We start from the raw sequence: 21,518 nt of genomic DNA, 5'->3' as shown, positions 1-21,518 counted from the left end.
AAAGCTCTTTTTGCTGTACTAAACGGTGTGATTCACCGTAGGTTTTGCTTCACTATGAACGCTAAATCTCTGATTTAAAAGCGCTAACATCTGATCGTAATACTGGTTGTTAGGTTTATTTCCGAGCAGTTTACACAACTCATTACCTGTTGGGGTAAAGCGGTAGTACAACAGGCGCACGCCTTTCGTATTTACCTGCAGTGATAAGTTTTTACCTTGATAGGTGAGCATCAAAGGCGTTTCAATGCCAATTTCTCCGGACTCTAATTCAGTGCTGTGCAACAGTCCCAATTCAATCAACACTAACAAGCTTGAATAAGGAAGCTGGAAGCTGCCCATATTAAGATTGCTAGTGGTATCGCGTTTGCCAAAGCTGAACATCCCGCCATGCGCTTTGTAGCCAATCAGCAGTTTGCGACTGGTATCTCCACCGAAGCTGCATGCCAGTGTGGCTGCCCGTTGCAGAGTCTGTGCTTCTCTCGGCGACATATCTTTAAGGACTTTAAGCGCTTTCATCGATGTTGAGCCGGGGTTGGTCACTTCGCGCTTCATGACTTGTGCCCACAACTTTTGCATTGAGCTGTTGTGGATGTCCTGAGCCATATCGAAAAAACGATACAACCAGTCTTGGTCAGGTTCACCTGCGGTCTCATCTCGACATGAGCTGTGCGCCAGTTTTAGGATCTGCTCTAAGTTCTTTTGTCTTTGCTCTTGGCGGCGTTGTTCACGCAATTGAGCGCGTTCTAGTGCGGTTTTAGCTGGAGGATCACTTTGCAACAATGCGTCTAACCCGTAGATTTGGGCAATGCTTTGAACACGGCTTGCACTGTCTTTAATGTAGCCAGACTTCTTTTCATGATGAGTATGTTTTTGTTGTGTGGGTTCGTGTTCGATAACAACAGGTTGCTTTGTTGGTTCTGCCATTTCATTTCCTACCAAGACTGGCGATTAGCGCTTGCTTAAATTTACACCTTTCCTGTTTTCTCGACCAGAGAGGCATGTCCGGATTTTGACAGAATAAGGACTATTCAAAATGATAATGAGTTGTTAAAGTTGTTATCGTTATTTTGGAGGGGTGATGAAATATTCAGACGCAAGCAAACTGAGAAAACACCTGTCGATAGCGCTTCTTTTGGTTTTGTATGTTGGCGTGTTAGCGTATTTATCTCGTTACATCGTATAAACAGCAGGCATAAAAAAGGCGCCGAACCGACGCCTAGTGTATTTATTTAATCAAGCAGACATTACATGTCATCGTAGGGTTCGATTGATGAGCCTTCAATCACGTAGGCAGTTTCTGCCAACTCATGTTCAATGGTCTCGGTTTTTAACGTTCCCACCACATAAATGACATCCCAAAGCTCCTGCACTGGGGCTCCTTTCGGGAATTTTACATAGATGATCTGATTTGGTGGTGGTGGCGGAACATGGATACAAGCGCCAAAATATGGCACCAGTAGGAATTCCGTCACCGTATTCGCATCACCTTCTAATGGGATGACAAAGCCCGGGATTTTCACTTTGCTGCCGTTAAGCTCAGGGCGAACATTACCAATCTTAGATTGAAGTGCCGCACCACCATTGTGGTCAGTGGCTGGCATGCCAACACTGTCGAACATCTTACGCTCATTCTCTGGCACAAGATCAATCCAATCGAGCGTTAATGGTTCATCACTTGCCATTACTGGCGCAGTGAAGGAAATTAGTAGCAAACAGCTAGCGAGTATCTTTTTCCACATTTTTACTAAATCCTAATTGTCATTCCATCACTGAGCGATTGTCGGTAAGCGCGGAATGCTGGGATGAAGCCAATCACAATACCTGCACACTGTACAAAGCCAAGCAACATCCATTCATACGGCGACAGTGCCGTTAAGGTTAGGTGTATACCATAACTTTGTTGGATTATTGGTTGCAAGAGGGCAAGAATGGAATACAAGCCCGCAACACCAGTAATGATGCCTGCAAACGTCAGTAAACTCGCTTCACTGATCAGTAATGAGAAGACGTGTTTAGGTCTTGCCCCCATCGCACGCAGAATTGCCATTTCACGGCGGCGTTCTTGTAAGCTGGTTAGCAAGCTACTCAACATACCCAATAAACCTGCAACGACTACGAAGCCTGAGACTGCCATCAGTGCTTGTTCTGCAACCGACATCATGCCCCATAATTCATGCAGAGCGACGCCCGGCATGATGGCGCTAAGCGGCTCTTTCGGGTAAGTATTAATTTGTCTTTGCAGAGCAAAAGTCTGAATGCGTGATTTCAAGCCAACCAACATGGCAGTGATCTGTTTAGGTTGGAAGTCTCTGGCTTTGAGCTCAGCCGCACTTGGTGTCGGACCTAAGCGAGCCCCGCTTTCCCAACCGACGTGAATCGCTTCAATCGCTTCTAGAGAAACATGGACAGTTTTGTCCACCGGAGTGCCAGTAGGCGCAAGAATCCCCACCACTTTAAATGGCAAGTTATCGTGTCGACTGAAGCCGACATCACTGATGCCATGAGCAATGATGATCTCGCTACCAATCTTATAGCCAAGTTGTTTCGCTACATCAGAGCCAAGTACGGTTTCAAACAAGCCATTGAATTCTCTACCTTCAGAGAAGGTTAGTGGTTGCTTACTTCCGTACTTATAATGTTCGAAATAGCTGTGGTTGGTCCCCATGACTCGAAAGCCTTTGTGTGAATCACCCAGCGAGATTGGAATCGCCCAATCTACGGCGCGGTGGTTAGCAAACTCTTGGTAGCTCTTCCAGTCAATGTTGTTTGTGGCATTACCAATTCTGAATACCGAGTACAACAATAGGTTCACTTGCCCTGAGCGACCTCCGACAATTAAGTCTGTACCAGAAATGGTGTTAGCGAAGCTGTCTTTTGCTTGGGTTCGAATGCGTTCTACACCCAATAGTAGAACAACAGAAATTGCGACTGTCATGATGGTGAGAATAGCAGTCGCCTTGCGGTTCATCAGGCTTTTCCAAGCGAGCTTTACAACTGCACTCATGATGCGGCTCCTAGGGTTTGCGCTTGATTGATTTCAGGCAGATTGAGTGTTCGGTCAAACAAGGACTCTAGCGTCGGGTCATGGCTGACAAAAACCAGTGTCGCATTAGCAAGGTTGGCTTGCTCCATTAATAGTTCAATGAAAGCCTTACGGTTGTCATGATCCAATGCAGATGTCGGTTCATCGGCAATCACCAATTCAGGCTGACCGATCAAAGCGCGTGCGGCTGCGACACGTTGTTGCTGACCAATGCTGAGTTCTGATACCGGCTTGTCATGCAGTGCTTTTGGTAAACGTAAGCGCTCTAATAGCGTTGTTGCTTGTTGCTCCAGTAATGCCGTAGAAGCATTTGGAGCAACGCGGTCGCGGCGAATTCTGCTGAATTGGCATGGAATTAGAACATTCTCAATCACATTTAGGTAAGGCAACAAATTGAATTGTTGGAAGATATAGCCAATGTGATCGGCACGAAATTTGTCTCTTTGGCTTGCTCTTAGGCTGGCGATATCAGTGTCCAATACCGACAGTGAGCCAGATGTGAGTGTGTTGATGCCAGTTAACAAAGCAAGCAGAGTCGATTTACCACAGCCGCTAGGACCTTTGATAAAGACATGCTCGCCTTGAGCAATGTGAAGTTGCGGGATGTTAATGGTCGCGTTTTCTGAGCCGGGCCAGACAAACTGGGCGTTAGATAGCTCAACAACGTTTGACGTGGTTTCAGTCATAGTAAATCACCAAAGCAATGGCGTGTAAGTGGGTACTTACACGCCATATGAGTTATTTAATTGCGATCTTTGCGTTGTCTTTGCTTAGGTTAGTCGCAGACTGAGTGGTGTCAGTGAACAGGTTCACACTGATAGATTCCGTTGCTGGGAATTGCTTAAACCAAGTCGTATCGATGCTGTTTAGGTCTGCAACTGAATCACAGTGGTAGCGGTACTCTACGGTGAATTCACCATGACCACCGTGTTCATGGTCATGACCTTCGTGATGCTCGTGACCGTCATGATCGTGGTGGTCATCATGCTCATCATGATCATGGTCTTTATGCTTGTCATGGTCATGTTTATCGTGATCATGCCCTTCGTGGTCGTGGTCGTGGTCGTGGTCGTGGTCGTGGTGATCATGACCTTCGTGTGACTCTTCTCCTAGCGTGTGAGCTACATGTACATCTTCAATTACACACTTTGCTTGCTGGTTGATAGCAAACAGTTTGTTCGTGTCTTTTAGAGCAGCAATAGCATTATTCAGTGCATTTTCTTGTTCTGCGTTTTCTGGTGCGTGCTCAAAGCCCACTACGTCAGCACCTGGAGACGTGATTTCGATCAGTAGGTCTTTACCGTCTTGAGCAATATTGAATTCTACGTGACCGTGCACGTGTGCTTCATGTTGACGGTATTCTTCAGCGTTAGCAGTAGCGGTTAGTGATAGACCGATAACAAGAGCTAGAGCGTGTTTAGATGGCATTTTCTTATCCTAATTTTGCTTAATTTTCTGATGTGGTTGCAGTTCAAATCGTGCGACTAGCAACCTTAATTTCTTATAAGGGGACTTCTTAAGTTTAAGCAAAAATAGGAGGTGCACGCGCAGTATAACGCACGTCGCTAAGGCTGAACTGTCGTTCTATGACATCAGAGTGTGCGGCGCGCTGGTAGGTTGGAGGGATTATCTCCGGTAACTGCTTGACCAAACCATGTTGTGCACCAGCAAACAGCTGGCAATGATGATGGCTATGATGTTCTGGGATGAGATCAAGTTGATGCGCGATGGTTGCAAAGTTCCAGGTAAGCAGCAGCGCAACACTGAGTAATATGACAGTGCGACGCCAATGATGTGTGGTGACTTGCCAACGAGAATGCATCTTAAAACCTGAAACGATACCTAGTGTTATAATATAACACCCATTTTCGTTAAAAGTTCACACTTTTGTTCGTTTTGGGTAAATTATCTAGGTGAAATAAGAGCTTACGCTCAGGAAAATAGGGGGCTCTTTGTTGAAAGAGTGCAATGAGCAGAGAGCTGTATACCCAAGCATCTCAAGGTTGCTTGGGCATATATCAACAGTTCTAAATATTTTGTTTGATTAAGCCAAGCACTTGAGTGATTTCATCAGGGGTTAATGCGCCCTCTTTTACAAACAAAATCTTACCTTGCTTATCTTGGACTACGATTGCTGAGCTTTCTTCTTGCAGTGCCCATGTGTTTGCCACAACACCGTTTTCATCCAGCACCATTGAAGACCAAGGGAATTCTTGTTTGCTGTCTTGCGCCGATGATTTTACAAATGAACCTGTTCCCCAAACAGCATCATCTTGGTTAATGATGGTAGTCGTTTGGTAAGCGTCTTCTGGGAATTTCGCTTCAGTTAGCGCTGTCATTAGTGGTGCGTTCATCGCTTTTGAGCTGCTGCGTCCTGCAATTGCATGAATGACACGAACTTTACCCAGCATGTTTTGAGTTGCCCAAGGCTGGTAAGCGACACCTTCGCCTTGCAGTACGATTTCACCATAAGCATCGACTTTTGCTGCGGGTACACTCTCACCAACAGATAGGTTATGAGCCAGAGCCAGACCCGGAGCAAGAGCGAGTATAAGAGGGAGGAGAGTCTTAGTTTTCATGTTGTTATGTTCCATATGGGTTGTGAGACTCACCAAGTATATACGTACGGTGCATAAAAATGTAGAACCCGATATAACAATTATTTAACGTATGCCATCTAATAATGTTGCGTTCACGTTGGAATTTGATAGAATGAAGTTCGTCGCAAATTGCGCATAAAGGTTGCCAAGGAAAGAGCAATCGGTGTTTTCTCAAAAGGATGTTGAGGTTGGTTATGCTACGTGAGTTTGCTGTGTACCGTCCACGTCAGGTGGCGCGTTTCGTTAAGACCTTATTCAAAGGTCAATTCTCAATTGCAGGTATTGGTGAGTTCCGTTTTGACAACGGAAAAGTGCTATTACCTGATGTCAAAAATCCCAAGCAACTCTCTGTATTTAGAGAAGTAAACCAAGCGATTTTATCTCTTCCAGTTTGATGACAAGAATTGTAAAAGAGCGACTTTTGTCGCTCTTTTTCGTTGTGGTTAACTTTGTAGGCTTGGTGGGAAGCACACACCCGTACCACCTAAACCACAATAACCGTTAAGGTTCTTCGCTAGGTATTGCTGGTGGTAAGTTTCAGCAAAGTAATAAGGGCCTGCTGCTTGGATCTCTGTAGTGATTGCTGAACGTTGATCTTCTTGCAGTGCTTGCTGATATTGAGCTTTTGATTTTTCAGCGGCATCTTGTTGTTCTTGAGAATAGGTGTAGATCGCTGAGCGGTATTGAGTACCCAAATCGTTGCCTTGACGCATACCTTGAGTTGGGTCGTGTTTTTCCCAGAATGCCGCAAGTAACTGCTCTATAGAAATTACCGCTTCATCGAATACGACACGAACAACTTCTGTGTGTCCGGTTTTTCCAGAGCAGACTTCTTCGTAAGTTGGATTCGGAGTATAACCGCCAGCGTAACCGACCGATGTTGAGATCACGCCATCGAGTTGCCAAAACAGGCGTTCAGCTCCCCAAAAGCATCCCATGCCAAACAAAATCTGTTGCTGGTTAGCTTGTGGCTGCGCCGTTAAACTCGATTGATTGACAAAATGAGTGTCGTCGATCTGCATTGATGCCTCTCTACCGGGCAGTGCATCTTCTATACTGATCATTGTCTGTTTGTTGAGCATGGTATTTGTCCTTTAATACGTGTCTTAATTTTGCGAAAAAATCTATTCAGTCTGAATATGATGTTGTGATGACATAGACCGTGTTAAACCTATTAATATTACAGACTTAGCCTTTATTTGGCGTTATTATTGTTTACGTTTATTTAACCTCGTCCAGCTAAAAAGCATGATAAGAAAAGCTACTCCGATCATTGTCAGCCTACTTGCCTTTTCTCATAGCGCTTATGCCGATGTTTCCTTAAAAATTAAAGGGATCGATGGTGCGCTAGAAGATAATGTGAACGCTTATTTGTCTTCCATTCCTGAAGACGATTATTCCACGTCTCTGCGTTTTCAGGCGCGATTGGAACAAAGTATCACTGAAGCGCTCAATGCGCTCGGCTATTATCATGCGAAAATTTCATACACTATTACGAAAGATAATGATGAATTGATCGTCAATGTCCAACCGGGTGAGCCTGTAAGGGTGAAACTGATGGATGTGGTGATTTCAGGTGAGGCAAACCAAGACGAAGCATTCGTTAAGCTTCTTGAAAAATCACCATTGAAGGTAGGACGCATCTTAAATCAAGGTGAATACGACAGCTTGAAATCAAGTATTCGTAATTTAGCGTTGCAACGTGGTTACTTTAATGGAGATTTCACTTTAAGCCGTCTTGAGGTTGTTCCCGAACTTAACGAAGCGAATGTGCGTCTTCATTATGACAGTGGTATTCGTTATCACTTTGGTTCGGTGGAGATTTTTGGAAGTCAGATTTGGGAAGACCGTGTTGAGTCTCTGCGTCCATTTAAAACTGGTGAACCTTATTTGGTTTCAGAAGTTGGGGAATACAACCAAAACCTGTCTAATACCGATTGGTTTTCGTCAGTATTTGTTGAGCCAGATTTAAGTAAGCTAGACGATGGTCGCGAGCTGCCAATCAAAGTCTCACTTGCCCCCGCAGCGAAAAACCAACTTGAGACTGGTATTGGTTATTCGACCGACACGGGTGTTCGCGGTACGCTGAAATGGAAAAAACCGTGGGTAAGCGCACGCGGTCATAGTTTTGATACTGCTCTTTCTCTTTCCAAGCCTGAACAAACTATCACAGCAGGCTACAAAATCCCTCTTGATGACGTTCTACACGAATACTACCAATTGCAGTTTGGTCTCAAGCATCTTGATAACCGAGATACCGAAAGTTTGGAATCGAATCTTGCGGTAGAACGCCACTGGATCACCGACGGTGGTTGGCATAAGACTTTGTATGTTCGCCACCTGTACGAAAACTTCTCGCAAGGTTTGCAAGAAGATGGTGTGCAATTTGTCTTGCCTGGTGCTTCTTTTTCTCGAACCCGAACCCGTGGTGGCAATATGCCAATGTGGGGGGATAAGCAGAGTGTGACCGTTGAATATGGCGATACTGCTTTGCTATCAGAAACACGAGTACTGCGCTTGTTAGGACGCACATCTTGGATTCGCGGTATTGGCCAAAACCACCGTGGTTTGTTCCGTTTAGAGGGCGGTGCCAACATTACGGATGAATTTGAAAAACTATCGCCATCACTACGTTTCTTTGCTGGTGGTGATAACAACATTCGTGGTTATGGCTATGAGTCTATTTCACCAAAAGATGCCAGTGGTGCATTGACGGGTGCTAAGTATATGGTGACCAGCACCCTTGAATATCAATACCGTGTCTACGGCAACTGGTGGGGCGCTGCTTTCTACGATATTGGTGATGCATTTAATGAAACCCCAGAATGGAAGGCAGGTGCGGGTGTTGGTATCCGCTGGGCGTCACCGGTTGGTCCGGTGAGCTTTGACTTTGCTTGGGGGCTCGACTCCGAGCCTGATCCAGAATTCCGCATTCACTTCTCGTTGGGACCTGAACTATGATCAAAACAACTCTGAAGTGGACGAAATGGCTCTCAATCGGTCTGCTGAGTTTATTATTGCTGCTGACGGTTTTTGTTGGCACATTGCTTTTCACCCATCCGGGTTTAAAACTTGCGCTGTGGGGGGCAGAGAAAGCCTTACCGCAACTCAAAGTGGAAGAAGTTCAAGGTTCGCTTTTTCCGCGTTTTGCTTTACGTAACGTCAGCTTTGTCGATGAATCCTTACATGTCGATGCTAAGGTTGAAAGCGTAACGCTTGCTATCAACTTCCGTTGCTTCTTCGATCCGAAAGTGTGTGTCGATGAGTTGGCACTGAAAGGGGTGAACTTTCAGATGCCAGAGCTCCCTCCGGCATCTGACGAGCCTGAAGAAGAAACGCCACCATTGCGCTCTATCAGTACGCCAGTGCCTATTTTTGTCAATAAAGTCAGCTTTAATGATATCAATCTGAATATCTTGGGGAATAAGATTGATTGGCAAGATTTTTCAACCGCATTATCAATGCAAGGTGATCGTTTGGTGATTGCCCCTACGGCATTGAAAACCATTAATGTGGCACTTGCACCAAGTGAAGAGGGTGTGGAACAGCCGCCAGTTCAAGACACGAAAACGAACCATCAAGCTCAAGTTGAGCAAGACGCGGAAGTCCAGTCGTCAACATCGCTCAATTCAGACGCGTCTAAAAAGCCATCACAGCAAGGTGCAGAAAATGTTGCTGTTAACAAAGGTTCAAAGTCTGATGAACAGAAGTTAGACGTTAAGCCTGAATCAAATGGTATCGCTCTACCTGAAGTCTGGATTCCGCTCACTATTGAAGCACAGCGCCTCGATATTCATGACTTTAAGTTGGCTGGCGACACACCGGTTATCGTTCATCATTTAGGGTTAGAAGTCAAAGCGGGTGGTGACCAAGTCGATGTCAAAACCCTTCAGCTTGACATGCCGGAAGTGAAAGGGCAGTTAAGCACTCAAGTGACATTATCAGGTGACTACCCAATTCAAGCCCAAATTGACGCATTGGTTAAACAAGCGGATGTAAAAGGTCAGAAATTATCACTGACGGCATCTGGCTCGGTTGGCGATTTATCACTGGATGCCACGTTATCTGATTTGGTGAAAGCCAAGATTCAGGGTCAAATTCAACCCCTTAAGTCCGAGTTGCCGTTTGATATCAAATTGAAAGATGTTGAGGCGCAATGGCCATTGAGTGGTAAGAGTGATTACCAAGTATCGGTCCCAAGTCTTGCAGCGAAAGGCTCTTTACAAGGTTACACGGTTGCCTTGGAAACTAAGGCGTCTGGTAAAGATATTCCAGCAGTTGATGTGGCGTTAAACGGTAAAGGTACTTTAGAACAGATTGACTTAGACAGCTTAGTTGTCAAAACGCTGGGTGGTGAGCTTGCAGGTAAAGTCATGGCGAATTGGGCTGCACCTATCAACTGGCAAGCCGATCTGAACTTAAAAAATATTCAACCGGGCTTACAGTGGGAAGAAGCGGAAGGCGATATCAGTGGTAGCTTGTCGACGTCGGGGTCATTAACCGCACAAGGTGGCTGGCAAGTGAGTCTGCCTAAATTGGATATTGACGGTATTTTACGTGGCTACCCTTTGCATATCGAAGGTCAATTAGAAGCCTCAGATAAGAACGGTAAAGGTGAAGATATTCAATTGAACACGCAAGGTTTAGCTTTGTCACATGGTCCCAACTCTTTGCGAGCAAAGGGTAAAATCGACAAACAAATCTTGATGGATGTTGATGTTAATTTCCCTGATTTTGCGAAAAGCGTACCGGATCTTGCTGGTAAGATGAATGGTACGGTTGCTCTTCGCGGCAGTTTGAAACAGCCGGACATTAATTTAGATCTCGCGCTGAACCAGTTGAATTGGCAGCAGCAAGCCAAGGTGGAAACCATCACTCTAAAAGGGGATGTTACACCACTGCCTGCGCCAAAAGCCGATGTTAGCCTAATTGCGAAGAACATCACTTACGACGACATTAAAATTGACAGTGCAGATTTGGAAGTGAGTGGCGATGAAAAGCTACACCAACTGACACTCGACGTGGTTTCAGACGTTGTTTCGAGCAGTTTAGAGATCGAAGGCACCTTTAAGCAAAAGCCAGAAATGATTTGGGATGGTGCACTACGCCGCTTAACGCTGAGCACGCCTCAAGGTCCTTGGGCATTGCAAAAGTCGACGGCAGTCAAAGTGAACATCGACAAGCAGATTGCTAATGTGCAAGCACACTGTTGGTTACAGTCAAAATCAAGCGTGTGTTTAAGTGAAGACATCAGCGTTGGTAAAAGCGGTGAAGCGAAGTTAGCCATCACTAACTTTGACTTCGACCAAATCAAACAATTCTTACCGCCAGAAACCAAACTGCAAGGTTCTGTGAACGCGAATGCTTTCGCGAAATGGGCGCCAGACATGAAACCGGAAGTCACGGTGAATGTCGATATGCCAAAAGGTCAGGTAGAACAAACGCTAGAACAACCAGTGAAAGTCGGTTGGGAAAGTGTGAGTTTTAAAGCCAAGTTGGCGCAAGACAAGCTAGATGCTGAGTGGTTGCTTGATGTAACGAATAACGGTGATTTGTCTGGTAAAGTCGCCTTGAATGATGTGTCGTCCGAGAAGCCGACGATTGACGGTAAGGTGTCGCTATCGACATTCCACTTGGACTTTTTAGCGCCCCTGATTGGCGAATACAGCCTGTTTAAAGCCAACATGAACACTGACCTTGCTCTATCTGGTGATGTGATGCATCCAAAGGTGAATGGTCAGTTCTTGATTGATCAAATGAAACTGCAAGGTGAAGTCACGCCAATTGATATCAATTCAGGACAAGTGGCGATTAACTTTAAAGGTCATCAAGCTGATTTAGATGCTGGGATCATTACGCCAGATGGCAAGCTAGAGATTAAAGGCGATGCTGATTGGCGTGACCTAGAAAATTGGCACACTAAGGCTCGTGTGTTCGCTGAAGAGCTTAAAGTGGATATGCCACCGATGGTGAGAATCAAAGTCAAACCGGATATGACTATTGATGTGACGCCTCAACTTGCCAAGGTCGAAGGCAGTATTAATCTACCTTGGGGACGTATCTTAATTGATGAACTGCCACCAAGTGCGGTTGGTGTTTCAAGCGACACAGTTATTTTGAACAAAGACATGCAGCCTGTTGATGGTGAGCAAGCGTTGCCGTTTAACGTTGAAACCAACATTAACATCAAAATCGGCGATGATTTCCAGTTGTCTGCGTTTGGTCTAAAAGGTGACTTGCAAGGTAACCTCAACGTGACGCAAAAAGACAAAGGTCCGTTTATTGTCGGTGAGGTAAACATCATTGACGGTTCTTATCGCTCATTTGGGCAAGACTTGGTCATCCAAGAAGGTAAGATCATGATGAATGGACCAGCGGATCAGCCTTATGTCTCGATCAAAGCGATTCGTAATCCGGACAACACGCAAGATGATGTGACAGCGGGTGTACGTGTGACTGGTCCTGCAAGTGATCCTACGGTGGAAATCTTCTCTGATCCGGCAATGCCGCAAGCGAATGCACTTTCTTACCTGTTGCGAGGTCAAGATATCGATGCAGAATCGGGCGGTAATGCGATGACGACGACCCTTATTGGCTTGAGTTTAGCTAAGAGCGGTAAAGTCGTAGGTGAAATCGGCGAAGCCTTTGGCGTACAAGATCTGCAACTGGATACTGCAGGTTCAGGTGACGACTCTCAAGTAACGGTGAGCGGCTATATTCTTCCTGGTTTACAGGTGAAATATGGTGTGGGTATCTTTACCTCATTAGGTGAGTTCACAGTGCGTTATCGTTTGATGAAAGACTTGTACCTAGAGGCAGTTTCAGGTGTTGATAGTGCTGTTGACCTGCTCTATCAATTCGAATTCAACTAAACTTAGCTTGTAAGCAGAAGGAGCGGTTATGCAACATTTAGTGTTTGTGTATGGAACTTTGCGCAAAGGAGAGTGCAATCATCACTTTTTAAGCACTGCTGAGTTTCTTGGTCACCATGAAACAGATGCCCAATTCGCTCTGTATGATTTAGGTCCTTACCCGGCTTTGTCGGTCGGACAAAATGCGATACAGGGCGAAGTTTATTTGATTGATAATGACACGCTGCAGGAACTTGATAAGTTAGAAGACGTACCGGTTGAGTATCGTCGAGAAAGCATTACTACACCTTTTGGCCAAGCTTGGATCTACTTGTATCAAGACACTGAGCAGTTGAGTGAAGAGATTGCATCTGGTGATTGGTGTCAGAGAGTGTGAACCATACTCCGCGAGTACGCGTAAGCATTTGTAGTGAAAGTGTATGACTGTCGAATGAGTACTCGATAAAGGGGTATGAAAGTGAGTTTCCGACGGTCTTTTGTATAAGCTCAAGGAGAACTTATGAGATCCATCATCATCGGCGCCATGCTGCTTTTTCTCACCGCTTGTGCGCAAACAAGGTTACCAGATTCAGTGAACGTAACAGATTGGCAGGACTTCGGTAAGCAATCTGCTCTCGATGGTCTGATTGAATTATCGGAAGACCGCATCGTCAAGCTTGATGATACAAATCGTGCTACACCGGAATTGATCATGGCTTATCAATCTGGTTACCAAGAAGGTAAAAAAGAGTACTGTGAGCAAAGTGCTTATATGCTTGGCGTACGAGATATGCCTTACTTTGGCATTTGTGATGATATTGACCCGTTTTTCAAACAAAATTATGAATCGGGTCGAACTTCTACCGCTGGCGAATATTAGTCAAAACGATATAACAAAAAAGAGCTGCTAATTTGCAGCTCTTTTGCTTTCTGGCGTTCGCAATTACTTGTTTTGCGCACGCTCGTAAGATTCTAGGATTTCTGCTTTTGCGGCAGCCACATCTGCCCAACCATCCACTTTCACCCACTTACCTGCTTCAAGCTCTTTGTAACGTTCAAAAAACTGTGTGATTTGGGCTTTGAGTAGCTCTGGAATATCGTCAACATCTTGAATGCCTTCGTACTCTTTTGAGATTTTAGAGTGCGGTACAGCGAAGACTTTCGCATCTTCACCGGATTCATCCGTCATCTTCAATACACCGACTGGACGGCAGCGAATCACAGAACCTGGCATTAATGGGTAAGGGGTCGGAACCAGTACGTCCACTGGGTCGCCATCTAGAGAAAGGGTGTTGTTCACGTAGCCGTAGTTACATGGGTAGAACATTGGCGCAGACATGAAACGGTCGACAAATACAGCACCAGTGTCTTTATCTACTTCGTATTTGATTGGATCCGCATTAGCTGGGATTTCAATAACGACATAGATATCTTCAGGCAAAGATTTACCTGCTGGTACGTTGTTTAAGCTCATTTGAATATTCCTTTTCATTGAGGATTAAGCATTGATAGGCTTAATCTGGCTAACATTTACGCAGTTCACTTTAACGACAAAAACGCGGCAGGTAAACACCTGCCGCGTTGGACAAAGGTCTGAAATTAGTCTTCTTCGCGATTCAGCTCAAGAAACTCTTCGACTTTGTTGACCATGTTCTTTGAACCCACAAAGAAAGGCACACGTTGATGCAGTTCGGTCGGTTTCAAATCCATAATGCGGTTTACACCGTCAGATGCCAGACCGCCAGCTTGCTCAATTAAGAATGCCATTGGGTTGCACTCGTACAACAGACGTAGTTTGCCTTGAGGGTGGCTTTGCGTGCTTGGGTACAAGTAAATGCCGCCTTTAAGCAGGTTACGATGGAAGTCAGCCACCAGTGAGCCGATGTAGCGAGATGTGTATGGGCGACCATCTTCAGGCACATTCTCCTGACAGTACTTGATGTACTTCTTCACGCCCTGCGGGAAGCGGATGTAGTTACCTTCGTTGATCGAGTAGATGTTGCCGTCTTCTGGGATCATCATGTTTTCATGAGAAAGACAGAAGCTGCCAATCGATGGGTCGTAAGTGAAGCCGTTTACGCCATTACCAGTGGTGTAAACCAACATAGTAGATGAGCCGTAAATCACGTAGCCCGCCGCCACTTGTTTGTGACCAGGCTGTAGGAAGTCTTCTTCTGTTGGCGGGGTACCAATAGGAGAAACTCGACGGTAAATAGAGAAAATCGTACCGACTGATACGTTCACATCGATGTTTGATGAGCCATCGAGTGGGTCCATTAGTACAACGTACTTTGCGTTTTGGTTGAGTTCTTTGTTGAACGCAACCGCTTCATCTTCTTCTTCACTTGCAACGCCACACACTTGGTCACGTGCTTCGAGTGCTGCTTTGAACTTGTCGTTCGCGTATACATCAAGCTTTTGCTGATCTTCGCCTTGTACGTTTTCCGTACCTACAGCGCCGGTGATATCACCAAGACCTGCCGCGTTAATTTCACGGTTAACAATTTTTGCAGCTAAACGAATGGAAGCTAAGAGAGATGAAAGATCACCGCTAGCGTGGGGGAAATCCGCTTGTTTCTCAACAATGAATTCGCCTAGGGTGCGCAGTCCTGACATGGTTTATCCTTACATTTTTCATTTCGTTGGGGGTGTCGCGCAATGGGGTCATCTCTTTATGGATGTTAAACGATTGCGCTAGATGTAAGTTTATGACGTGGATCTTATTAATGGTAATGAAGTAACCGACTGAGATCTCAATTTATTTGTCTTATTGCATAAGAAGTCTGTCACTTGGTTAATGCTTGGTCAGTCAGTGCTAAGCCCTGTCAGATTTGTGAAAGAGACTGCAAGAACACAGCGAAAGGCTCTCGCTTTTCTGGTGGTTATCACGATAATGAAAGGATTAAAGAACGCATTACAAGGTTAAGTTTATGCACATTCATATCTTGGGTATCTGCGGCACGTTTATGGGCGGTGCGGCAATTTTAGCGCGTCAGCTAGGTCATAAAGTGACGGGTTCGGATGCCAATGTTTATCCACCAATGAGTACCCTGTTGGAGTCTCAAGGTATTGAAATTATTGAAGGATTTGACCCTTCTCAACTTGACCCTCAACCAGATCTTGTGGTGATTGGTAACGCGATGAGCCGTGGTAACCCATGTGTTGAGCATGTGCTGAATACCAATATGCGTTACACCTCTGGCCCACAATGGTTACAAGAGTTCTTATTGCACGATCGCTGGGTTCTAGCGGTATCGGGTACCCATGGTAAAACCACCACTTCAAGTATGTTGGCGTGGATCTTAGAAGATTGCGGTTACCAACCAGGTTTTCTTGTTGGTGGTGTGTTAGGTAACTTCGGTGTGTCAGCTCGCTTGGGTGAAAGCATGTTCTTCGTCGTCGAAGCAGACGAATATGACAGTGCTTTTTTCGACAAACGATCTAAGTTTGTTCATTACCACCCACGCACACTGATCATGAATAATCTTGAGTTCGATCATGCAGACATCTTTGACGATCTAGAGGCGATAAAGCGTCAATTCCATCATTTGGTGCGTACTGTTCCGGGGAACGGTTTGATCTTGGCTCCGAAGCAAGATCAGTCGCTGCAAGATGTGATCGAGCGTGGTTGTTGGACAGAAAAGCAGTTCTCTGGTGTCGATGGTGATTGGCAAGCACACAAACTGGTTGTTGATGGCTCGAAATTTGAAGTGTCGCTGCAAGGCGAGAAAGTAGGCGTCGTAGATTGGGAGCTTGTTGGTGACCACAACGTGGATAACGCTTTGATGGCCATCGCAGCTGCACGTCATGTTGGTGTTGCACCAGAACTGGCTTGTCAGGCTCTCGGTCGCTTTATTAACACCAAACGTCGCTTGGAGCTCAAAGGAGAAGAGCAAGGCGTGACGGTTTATGATGATTTTGCTCATCATCCAACGGCGATTGAACTGACATTGGGCGGTTTACGTAACAAGGTTGGCGAAAAACGTATCCTTGCCGTTTTAGAGCCTCGCTCTGCGACGATGAAGCGCGGCGTTCACAAAAATACTTTGGCGGCTTCATTGCACAATGCTGATGAGGTGTTCCTCTTCCAACCAGACAACATTGATTGGTCGGTACAAGAGATTGCAGACCAGTGTAAACAACCTGCTTTTGTTGACGCAGAGATGGACAGCTTTGTCGCAAAAATCGTAGAGCAAGCGCAGCCGGGTGATCAAATCCTCGTAATGAGTAACGGTGGCTTTGGTGGTATCCACGGCAAGCTTCTAGAACAACTGAAACAAAAAGCTTAATGACATCTATGCAGCAAAAAGTAACCCCTAAAAAAGCCATCACATTAGCACTAACGGGCGCCTCTGGTGCTCCGTATGGGCTTCGTCTTCTTGAATGCTTGATTGCCGCGGATTATCACGTGTATGTGCTGATCTCTTCGGCTGCGCGAGTTGTAATGGCGACCGAACATGACCTGAAATTGCCAAGTGGCCCTGAATCGGCGCAAAAGGCGTTAGTTGAGCATCTCAACTGCAATCCAGATAACATCACCGTTTGTGGCAAAGACGATTGGTTCTCTCCGGTAGCATCGGGCTCTGCTGCACCAAAGCAAATGGTAGTGTGCCCATGTTCTGCGGGGAGTGTCGCGGCCATTGCACATGGCATGTCGGATAACTTGATTGAACGCGCTGCGGATGTGGTAATGAAAGAGCGCGGACAGTTATTACTTGTGGTGCGTGAAACGCCTTTCTCTACGCTGCATCTTGAAAACATGCACAAGCTCTCTCAGATGGGCGTCACCATTATGCCTGCGGCTCCTGGTTTTTATCATCAACCAAAGAGTATTGAAGACTTAGTGGATTTTATGGTGGCGAGAATTCTTGATCACTTGGGCATTGAGCAAGGCTTGGTGCCACGTTGGGGTTATGACCAACGTTGATTGTGTAATCAATAAAAGACCTTTACAATCCATCCAACTCATCGGGGAGCAAACCCATTTGGCATTGACCTTATCAATACCATTGGGTGCTGAGACCTAATCGCTTAACGTTGTTGAGCAAACAGGGACCCGTATTACCTGAACCAGATAATGCTGGCGTAGGAATTGAGTCTGGATATTGGAAGTCCTAGATACCGCCTCAACCCTGTGCCGCTCAACTCATGTTTACTAATGCAAATGGAGAGCGAGCAGTGAAAACCACTCTTAGTCTGATTGCCCTTGCAGCCATCACTTCTACTTCAGCGTTTGCCGCTGAAAACACCCTAACTGTCTACACTTACGACTCTTTCGCTGCCGATTGGGGACCTGGTCCTAAAGTTGAAAAAGCGTTCGAAGCCAAATGCGGTTGCGACGTTAATTTCGTTGCTCTGGATGACGGTGTTTCAATCCTTAACCGCCTTCGCTTGGAAGGAAACAATAGCAAAGCGGATATCGTGTTAGGTTTGGATAACAACCTGATGGCGGAAGCGAAAAAGACTGGGCTTCTGGCTGAGCACAATGTTGATACATCGAAGACGACCTTGCCTAATGGTTGGGATGATAAGACCTTCGTACCGTACGATTACGGCTACTTTGCGTTTGTGTACAACAAGGATAAGTTGGCGAATCCTCCAAAAAGCATGAAAGAGCTAGTGGAAGAGCGTGATGATCTGAAAGTGATTTACCAAGACCCTCGTACTTCGACGCCGGGTCAAGGTTTGATGCTGTGGATGAAGTCCATCTACGGCGATGATGCGACTCAAGCGTGGAAGCAACTGGCAACGAAAACAGTTACGGTTACGAAAGGCTGGTCAGAAGCTTACTCGATGTTTTTGAACGGTGAGTCCGATCTCGTGCTGTCTTACACGACTTCTCCCGCTTACCATTTGATTGCAGAAGATGATGCGAAATATGCGAGCGCAGATTTTTCTGAAGGTCACTACATGCAAGTAGAAGTAGCGGCTAAGGTTAAAGGCTCAAAGAATGCGGAACTTGCTGATGAGTTTATGAATTTCATCTTGAGTGATGAGTTCCAATCGGCAATGCCAACAGGCAACTGGATGTACCCAGTGACTGACGTTGAATTACCAAAAGGCTTTGAAACCTTAAGCGTACCAAGTAAACCATTGAGCTTCAGTGCAGACGAAGTAGCAAAAATGCGCAAGACTTGGATTCGTGAATGGCAAAGCGCATTGACGTTCTAAAATAGGTTCTACTTTTGAATTCTGTTCCGAAAATAGGGTTAGGGGTCGCGATGATTATCGCGACCTTTGTTATTTCTGCCCTAGGTGCTTTGATTGTCCAAGCGCCTTCTCTTGATGTGTCTATAGTGTGGGGAGATCCATACTATCAGCACGTCACCAAGTTCAGCTTCTACCAAGCTTTCCTCTCTACGATTTTGAGTGTCGGTTTGGCGATCCCTGTGGCGCACGCGCTTTCTCGACGTAAGTTCTATGGTAAGTCTCTACTATTAAAGTTGTTTGCGTCTACCTTAGTTCTGCCTGTGTTGGTCGGTGTATTTGGCTTATTGGCGATTTACGGTAATAGCGGCTTATTGGCTCAATGGCTAAAAAGTATCGACGCTGAGCTGCCGTTTTCCATCTATGGTCTGAACGGAATTTTACTTGCGCATGTGTTCTTCAATATGCCCTATGCGGCGCGCCTACTTTTACAAGCATTAGAGTCGATCCCCGCAGAGCAACATAAACTGTGCGCGCACCTTGGAATGAGCCATTGGGACAAATTCCGCTGGGTAGAATGGTCACGCCTAAGGCAGCAATTACCACACGTAAGCGGCTTAGTGTTCATGCTTTGCTTTACCAGCTTTGCCACCGTGATGGCGCTGGGTGGAGGACCGAAATCGACCACTATTGAGCTTGCCATTTATCAGGCAATTAAGTTCGATTTTGATCTGCAGGCAGGGGCACTTTTGGCACTATGGCAAATGCTGTTATGTGGCTTGTTAGCAATTGGCGTACAGAAGTTGACGAAGCCAGTATCAGTAAGCGCTGGCAGTACATCAGTACAGCAATATTTAACGAAGGATTATAGGTGGTCAAAAGCTTGGGATAGCTTTTGGATCATAGGTGCCTTTTTACTAGTAATACCGCCACTTTTGATGGTGGTGTTCAGTGGGATCAACCAACAAGTTGGGACGGTATTGACCGATGAGCGTTTTTGGTCCGCGTTGCTTAATTCAATCAAAGTCGCTGTTCTCGCTAGCTCTCTTGCTGTTGCTGCTGGCGTGTCGATTTTACTGACCAGCCGACGTTGGCGATTGCAGTGCAAAAACACTCGCGCCGACCAAATCGAGCTTATCGGAACCATTATCTTAGTAACGCCGGGATTGGTGATCAGTACGGGATTGTTCCTGTTACTACGATCGTTTACCGATGTATTCAGCTTAGCGTTTTTTGTCGTTATTTTGGTTAATGGCTTGATGGCATTGCCTTATGTCATTAAAACTTTATCTCAACCCATGTTGCACATTGAGCAGCAATATCAGTACGTGTGTGCCAGCTTAGGTATGCGTGGTTGGCAACGATTTAAAGTCGTGGAGTGGCAAGCACTGCGTAAGCCGTTTGCACATGCTTTTGCTATCAGCTTTATGTTTGCGATTGGTGACTTAAGTGCGATCGCCTTGTTTGGCGGGCAAGAATTTAGAACCTTACCGCTGTATTTATTCCAACTACTGGGCAGTTATCAAATGGATGCAGCAGCGGTTGTGTCGGTTACCTTGCTATTACTCAGCGTAGGCTGCTTTGCTGTGATTGAAAAAGTATTAAAAACAAAGGGGAAAGCATAATGTTAGTGTTGGATGATGTTCAGTACACCTATCAACGTGAGCTATTTCGCTTTGATTTAGAGATTAAACGCGGACAAATCGTGTCGCTGATGGGACCGAGCGGTGCAGGTAAATCAACGTTGCTCGCTTTGGTTGCTGGATTCATTAATCCTGACCTAGGCGATATCTTGGTTGATGGTGAGTCTATCGTGAGTAAAGATCCGTATCTGCGTCCGTTTTCAATGTTGTTTCAAGAACACAATCTGTTCGCTCATCTTTCAGTAAGAGACAACATCGGTTTGGGTTTGCATCCGGGGTTAAAGCTCACGACAGACCAAAAGCTTCTTGTGGAGCAAGCGGCAATGCAAGTGGGTGTTGCTGAGTATCTGGACCGTTTACCTGAACATCTTTCTGGCGGTCAACGCCAGCGTGTTGCTCTTGCGCGTTGTTTTGTTCAACCGCATCCAATGTGGTTACTCGACGAACCTTTTTCTGCACTAGACCCAGTGCTGCGTGAAGAGATGCTGACACTGGTTAAACAGTTGGCTGCTGAACGCGGCATTACGGTATTGATGGTCACGCACCATTTGAGTGATGCCAGAGCCATCGCCAGCCACTTTGCTTTTGTTGCTGGTGGTCAGGTAGAAGCGTCGGGTAAAATTCGCGAACTCAATGCTCAACATTGCAGCGAAGCATTGAAGGCTTTTGTTAAAGCAGCGAGATAATTAGCCCAAGACAGAAAAAAGGTTGATGCGAGCATCAACCTTTTCTTTCATTTTGAGTTTGAATGAGCGCGTTAGCCTTGAGGCTTCACCACCATAACGTTGATTGGTGAGTTCTCTACTACTTTACTCGCTACAGAGCCCAGCATCACTTTGTTGATCTTCGAACGTTTGTGGCTTGGCATAATGATAAGGTCTGCACCTAAACGTTCTGCGTAATCTAAGATGGTTGCGTAAGCTTTACCTTCCGCAACATGCACCTTGTAAATCACTTCGTCGTCCATATGCTGATCAGCAAACGCTTTTAGCTGCTGCTTTACGTCTTGCTTCATTTTTGCAGCGGCATCTTTCGGAAAGTAACTCGCGACCATTGACATATGGATGCCTGGCAATACTGTCAGCAGGTGCACTTCAGCATTGGCTTGCTTCGCCTGCCATACCGCCAATTCAACGGCGCGGTCAGAAAAGCCTTGGTCATTTAGATCAACCGGAACAAGAATTTGTTTATACATTCAATGTCTCTCATTAAGGCCCCGTATCCTCGAGGCCAA

Annotated in this window: 21 protein-coding genes; 10 read left to right on the top strand and 11 right to left on the bottom strand. The window is 45.7% G+C overall.

Features of this window, described 5'->3' with window-relative positions; translation table 11 throughout:
* Nucleotides 1-18: 18 nt before the first annotated feature.
* The 7 genes from QMY49_RS13190 to QMY49_RS13160 all read right to left on the bottom strand — a co-directional run bounded on the left by QMY49_RS13190 (nucleotide 19) and on the right by QMY49_RS13160 (nucleotide 5,622).
* Entirely contained in the window at nucleotides 19-924 is a 906-nt protein-coding gene (locus QMY49_RS13190; protein ID WP_009698869.1) for a TIGR03899 family protein, read from the bottom strand.
* A 320-nt stretch (nucleotides 925-1,244) separates the two neighbouring features.
* On the bottom strand, nucleotides 1,245-1,739 hold the full coding sequence (locus tag QMY49_RS13185; protein WP_005450528.1) for a DUF3299 domain-containing protein: 495 nt from the start codon (nucleotides 1,737-1,739) through the stop codon (nucleotides 1,245-1,247).
* A gap of 5 nt (nucleotides 1,740-1,744) precedes the next feature.
* Nucleotides 1,745-3,004 (bottom strand): ABC transporter permease, encoded by a 1,260-nt coding sequence (locus QMY49_RS13180; RefSeq protein ID WP_005450526.1) that lies wholly within the window; start codon nucleotides 3,002-3,004, stop codon nucleotides 1,745-1,747.
* Nucleotides 3,001-3,729 (bottom strand): ABC transporter ATP-binding protein, encoded by a 729-nt coding sequence (locus tag QMY49_RS13175; protein ID WP_017190039.1) that lies wholly within the window; start codon nucleotides 3,727-3,729, stop codon nucleotides 3,001-3,003. The genes QMY49_RS13180 and QMY49_RS13175 overlap by 4 nt, the downstream gene beginning before the upstream one ends.
* A gap of 52 nt (nucleotides 3,730-3,781) precedes the next feature.
* The gene (zrgA, locus tag QMY49_RS13170; RefSeq protein WP_101960927.1) at nucleotides 3,782-4,471 is read right to left on the bottom strand and encodes a zinc uptake protein ZrgA; all 690 of its coding nucleotides are present in this window, start codon (nucleotides 4,469-4,471) and stop codon (nucleotides 3,782-3,784) included.
* 94 nt (nucleotides 4,472-4,565) lie between these two features.
* The gene (locus QMY49_RS13165) at nucleotides 4,566-4,865 is read right to left on the bottom strand and encodes a DUF2607 family protein (RefSeq protein WP_005450520.1); all 300 of its coding nucleotides are present in this window, start codon (nucleotides 4,863-4,865) and stop codon (nucleotides 4,566-4,568) included.
* A gap of 205 nt (nucleotides 4,866-5,070) precedes the next feature.
* On the bottom strand, nucleotides 5,071-5,622 hold the full coding sequence (locus tag QMY49_RS13160) for a YtfJ family protein (RefSeq protein WP_009698865.1): 552 nt from the start codon (nucleotides 5,620-5,622) through the stop codon (nucleotides 5,071-5,073).
* Between the two features lie 215 nt (nucleotides 5,623-5,837).
* On the opposite strand from QMY49_RS13160, the gene QMY49_RS13155 reads away from it, so the two are divergent.
* Nucleotides 5,838-6,038, top strand: a complete 201-nt coding sequence (locus tag QMY49_RS13155) for a DUF1107 domain-containing protein (protein ID WP_005450516.1) — start codon at nucleotides 5,838-5,840, stop codon at nucleotides 6,036-6,038.
* Nucleotides 6,039-6,086: 48 nt separating this feature from the next.
* Here QMY49_RS13155 and msrA read toward each other — a convergent pair whose 3' ends face one another.
* On the bottom strand, nucleotides 6,087-6,725 hold the full coding sequence (msrA, locus tag QMY49_RS13150) for a peptide-methionine (S)-S-oxide reductase MsrA (protein ID WP_283311936.1): 639 nt from the start codon (nucleotides 6,723-6,725) through the stop codon (nucleotides 6,087-6,089).
* Nucleotides 6,726-6,891: 166 nt separating this feature from the next.
* Between msrA and tamA the strand changes: the two genes are divergently transcribed.
* The 4 genes from tamA to QMY49_RS13130 all read left to right on the top strand — a co-directional run bounded on the left by tamA (nucleotide 6,892) and on the right by QMY49_RS13130 (nucleotide 13,374).
* Nucleotides 6,892-8,604, top strand: a complete 1,713-nt coding sequence (tamA, locus tag QMY49_RS13145; protein ID WP_009698863.1) for an autotransporter assembly complex protein TamA — start codon at nucleotides 6,892-6,894, stop codon at nucleotides 8,602-8,604.
* Nucleotides 8,601-12,515 (top strand): autotransporter assembly complex protein TamB, encoded by a 3,915-nt coding sequence (tamB, locus tag QMY49_RS13140; RefSeq protein ID WP_283311933.1) that lies wholly within the window; start codon nucleotides 8,601-8,603, stop codon nucleotides 12,513-12,515. Before tamA ends, tamB begins: the two co-directional genes overlap by 4 nt.
* 28 nt (nucleotides 12,516-12,543) lie before the next feature.
* Nucleotides 12,544-12,891: a gamma-glutamylcyclotransferase family protein gene (locus QMY49_RS13135; protein ID WP_005450512.1), complete on the top strand. Its 348-nt coding sequence runs from the start codon at nucleotides 12,544-12,546 to the stop codon at nucleotides 12,889-12,891.
* Between the two features lie 123 nt (nucleotides 12,892-13,014).
* Nucleotides 13,015-13,374 (top strand): DUF2799 domain-containing protein, encoded by a 360-nt coding sequence (locus QMY49_RS13130; RefSeq protein ID WP_005450511.1) that lies wholly within the window; start codon nucleotides 13,015-13,017, stop codon nucleotides 13,372-13,374.
* 63 nt (nucleotides 13,375-13,437) lie between these two features.
* Here QMY49_RS13130 and ppa read toward each other — a convergent pair whose 3' ends face one another.
* Nucleotides 13,438-13,968: an inorganic diphosphatase gene (gene ppa, locus QMY49_RS13125; protein WP_009698861.1), complete on the bottom strand. Its 531-nt coding sequence runs from the start codon at nucleotides 13,966-13,968 to the stop codon at nucleotides 13,438-13,440.
* 125 nt (nucleotides 13,969-14,093) lie between these two features.
* The gene (gene fbp / locus QMY49_RS13120; protein ID WP_005450509.1) at nucleotides 14,094-15,110 is read right to left on the bottom strand and encodes a class 1 fructose-bisphosphatase; all 1,017 of its coding nucleotides are present in this window, start codon (nucleotides 15,108-15,110) and stop codon (nucleotides 14,094-14,096) included.
* 314 nt (nucleotides 15,111-15,424) lie between these two features.
* Here fbp and mpl point away from each other — a divergent pair, with 314 nt between their 5' ends.
* The 5 genes from mpl to thiQ all read left to right on the top strand — a co-directional run bounded on the left by mpl (nucleotide 15,425) and on the right by thiQ (nucleotide 20,970).
* Entirely contained in the window at nucleotides 15,425-16,783 is a 1,359-nt protein-coding gene (mpl, locus tag QMY49_RS13115; RefSeq protein WP_283311928.1) for a UDP-N-acetylmuramate:L-alanyl-gamma-D-glutamyl-meso-diaminopimelate ligase, read from the top strand.
* Nucleotides 16,783-17,421 carry a flavin prenyltransferase UbiX gene (locus QMY49_RS13110; RefSeq protein ID WP_182878383.1) on the top strand — a complete coding sequence of 213 codons (639 nt, stop codon included), beginning with the start codon at nucleotides 16,783-16,785 and terminating at the stop codon, nucleotides 17,419-17,421. The genes mpl and QMY49_RS13110 overlap by 1 nt, the downstream gene beginning before the upstream one ends.
* A gap of 251 nt (nucleotides 17,422-17,672) precedes the next feature.
* A complete protein-coding gene (gene thiB / locus QMY49_RS13105; protein ID WP_050937100.1) occupies nucleotides 17,673-18,665 on the top strand; it encodes a thiamine ABC transporter substrate binding subunit in 993 nt (330 codons plus the stop codon).
* A gap of 14 nt (nucleotides 18,666-18,679) precedes the next feature.
* Nucleotides 18,680-20,266, top strand: a complete 1,587-nt coding sequence (gene thiP / locus QMY49_RS13100) for a thiamine/thiamine pyrophosphate ABC transporter permease ThiP (RefSeq protein WP_283311922.1) — start codon at nucleotides 18,680-18,682, stop codon at nucleotides 20,264-20,266.
* The gene (gene thiQ, locus QMY49_RS13095) at nucleotides 20,266-20,970 is read left to right on the top strand and encodes a thiamine ABC transporter ATP-binding protein (protein WP_283311920.1); all 705 of its coding nucleotides are present in this window, start codon (nucleotides 20,266-20,268) and stop codon (nucleotides 20,968-20,970) included. The genes thiP and thiQ overlap by 1 nt, the downstream gene beginning before the upstream one ends.
* Before the next feature lie 71 nt (nucleotides 20,971-21,041).
* On the opposite strand, the gene QMY49_RS13090 is transcribed toward thiQ, so the two are convergent.
* Complete coding sequence (locus tag QMY49_RS13090) at nucleotides 21,042-21,479, bottom strand: universal stress protein (RefSeq protein ID WP_005450497.1); 438 nt, start codon at nucleotides 21,477-21,479, stop codon at nucleotides 21,042-21,044.
* Nucleotides 21,480-21,518: the final 39 nt, after the last annotated feature.

It is taken from the genome of Vibrio harveyi (assembly GCF_030060435.1).
Taxonomy (GTDB): Bacteria; Pseudomonadota; Gammaproteobacteria; order Enterobacterales; family Vibrionaceae; genus Vibrio; species Vibrio harveyi.
Note: the sequence above shows the minus strand (reverse complement) of the source record. Positions and strands in the feature narration are given on the sequence as shown.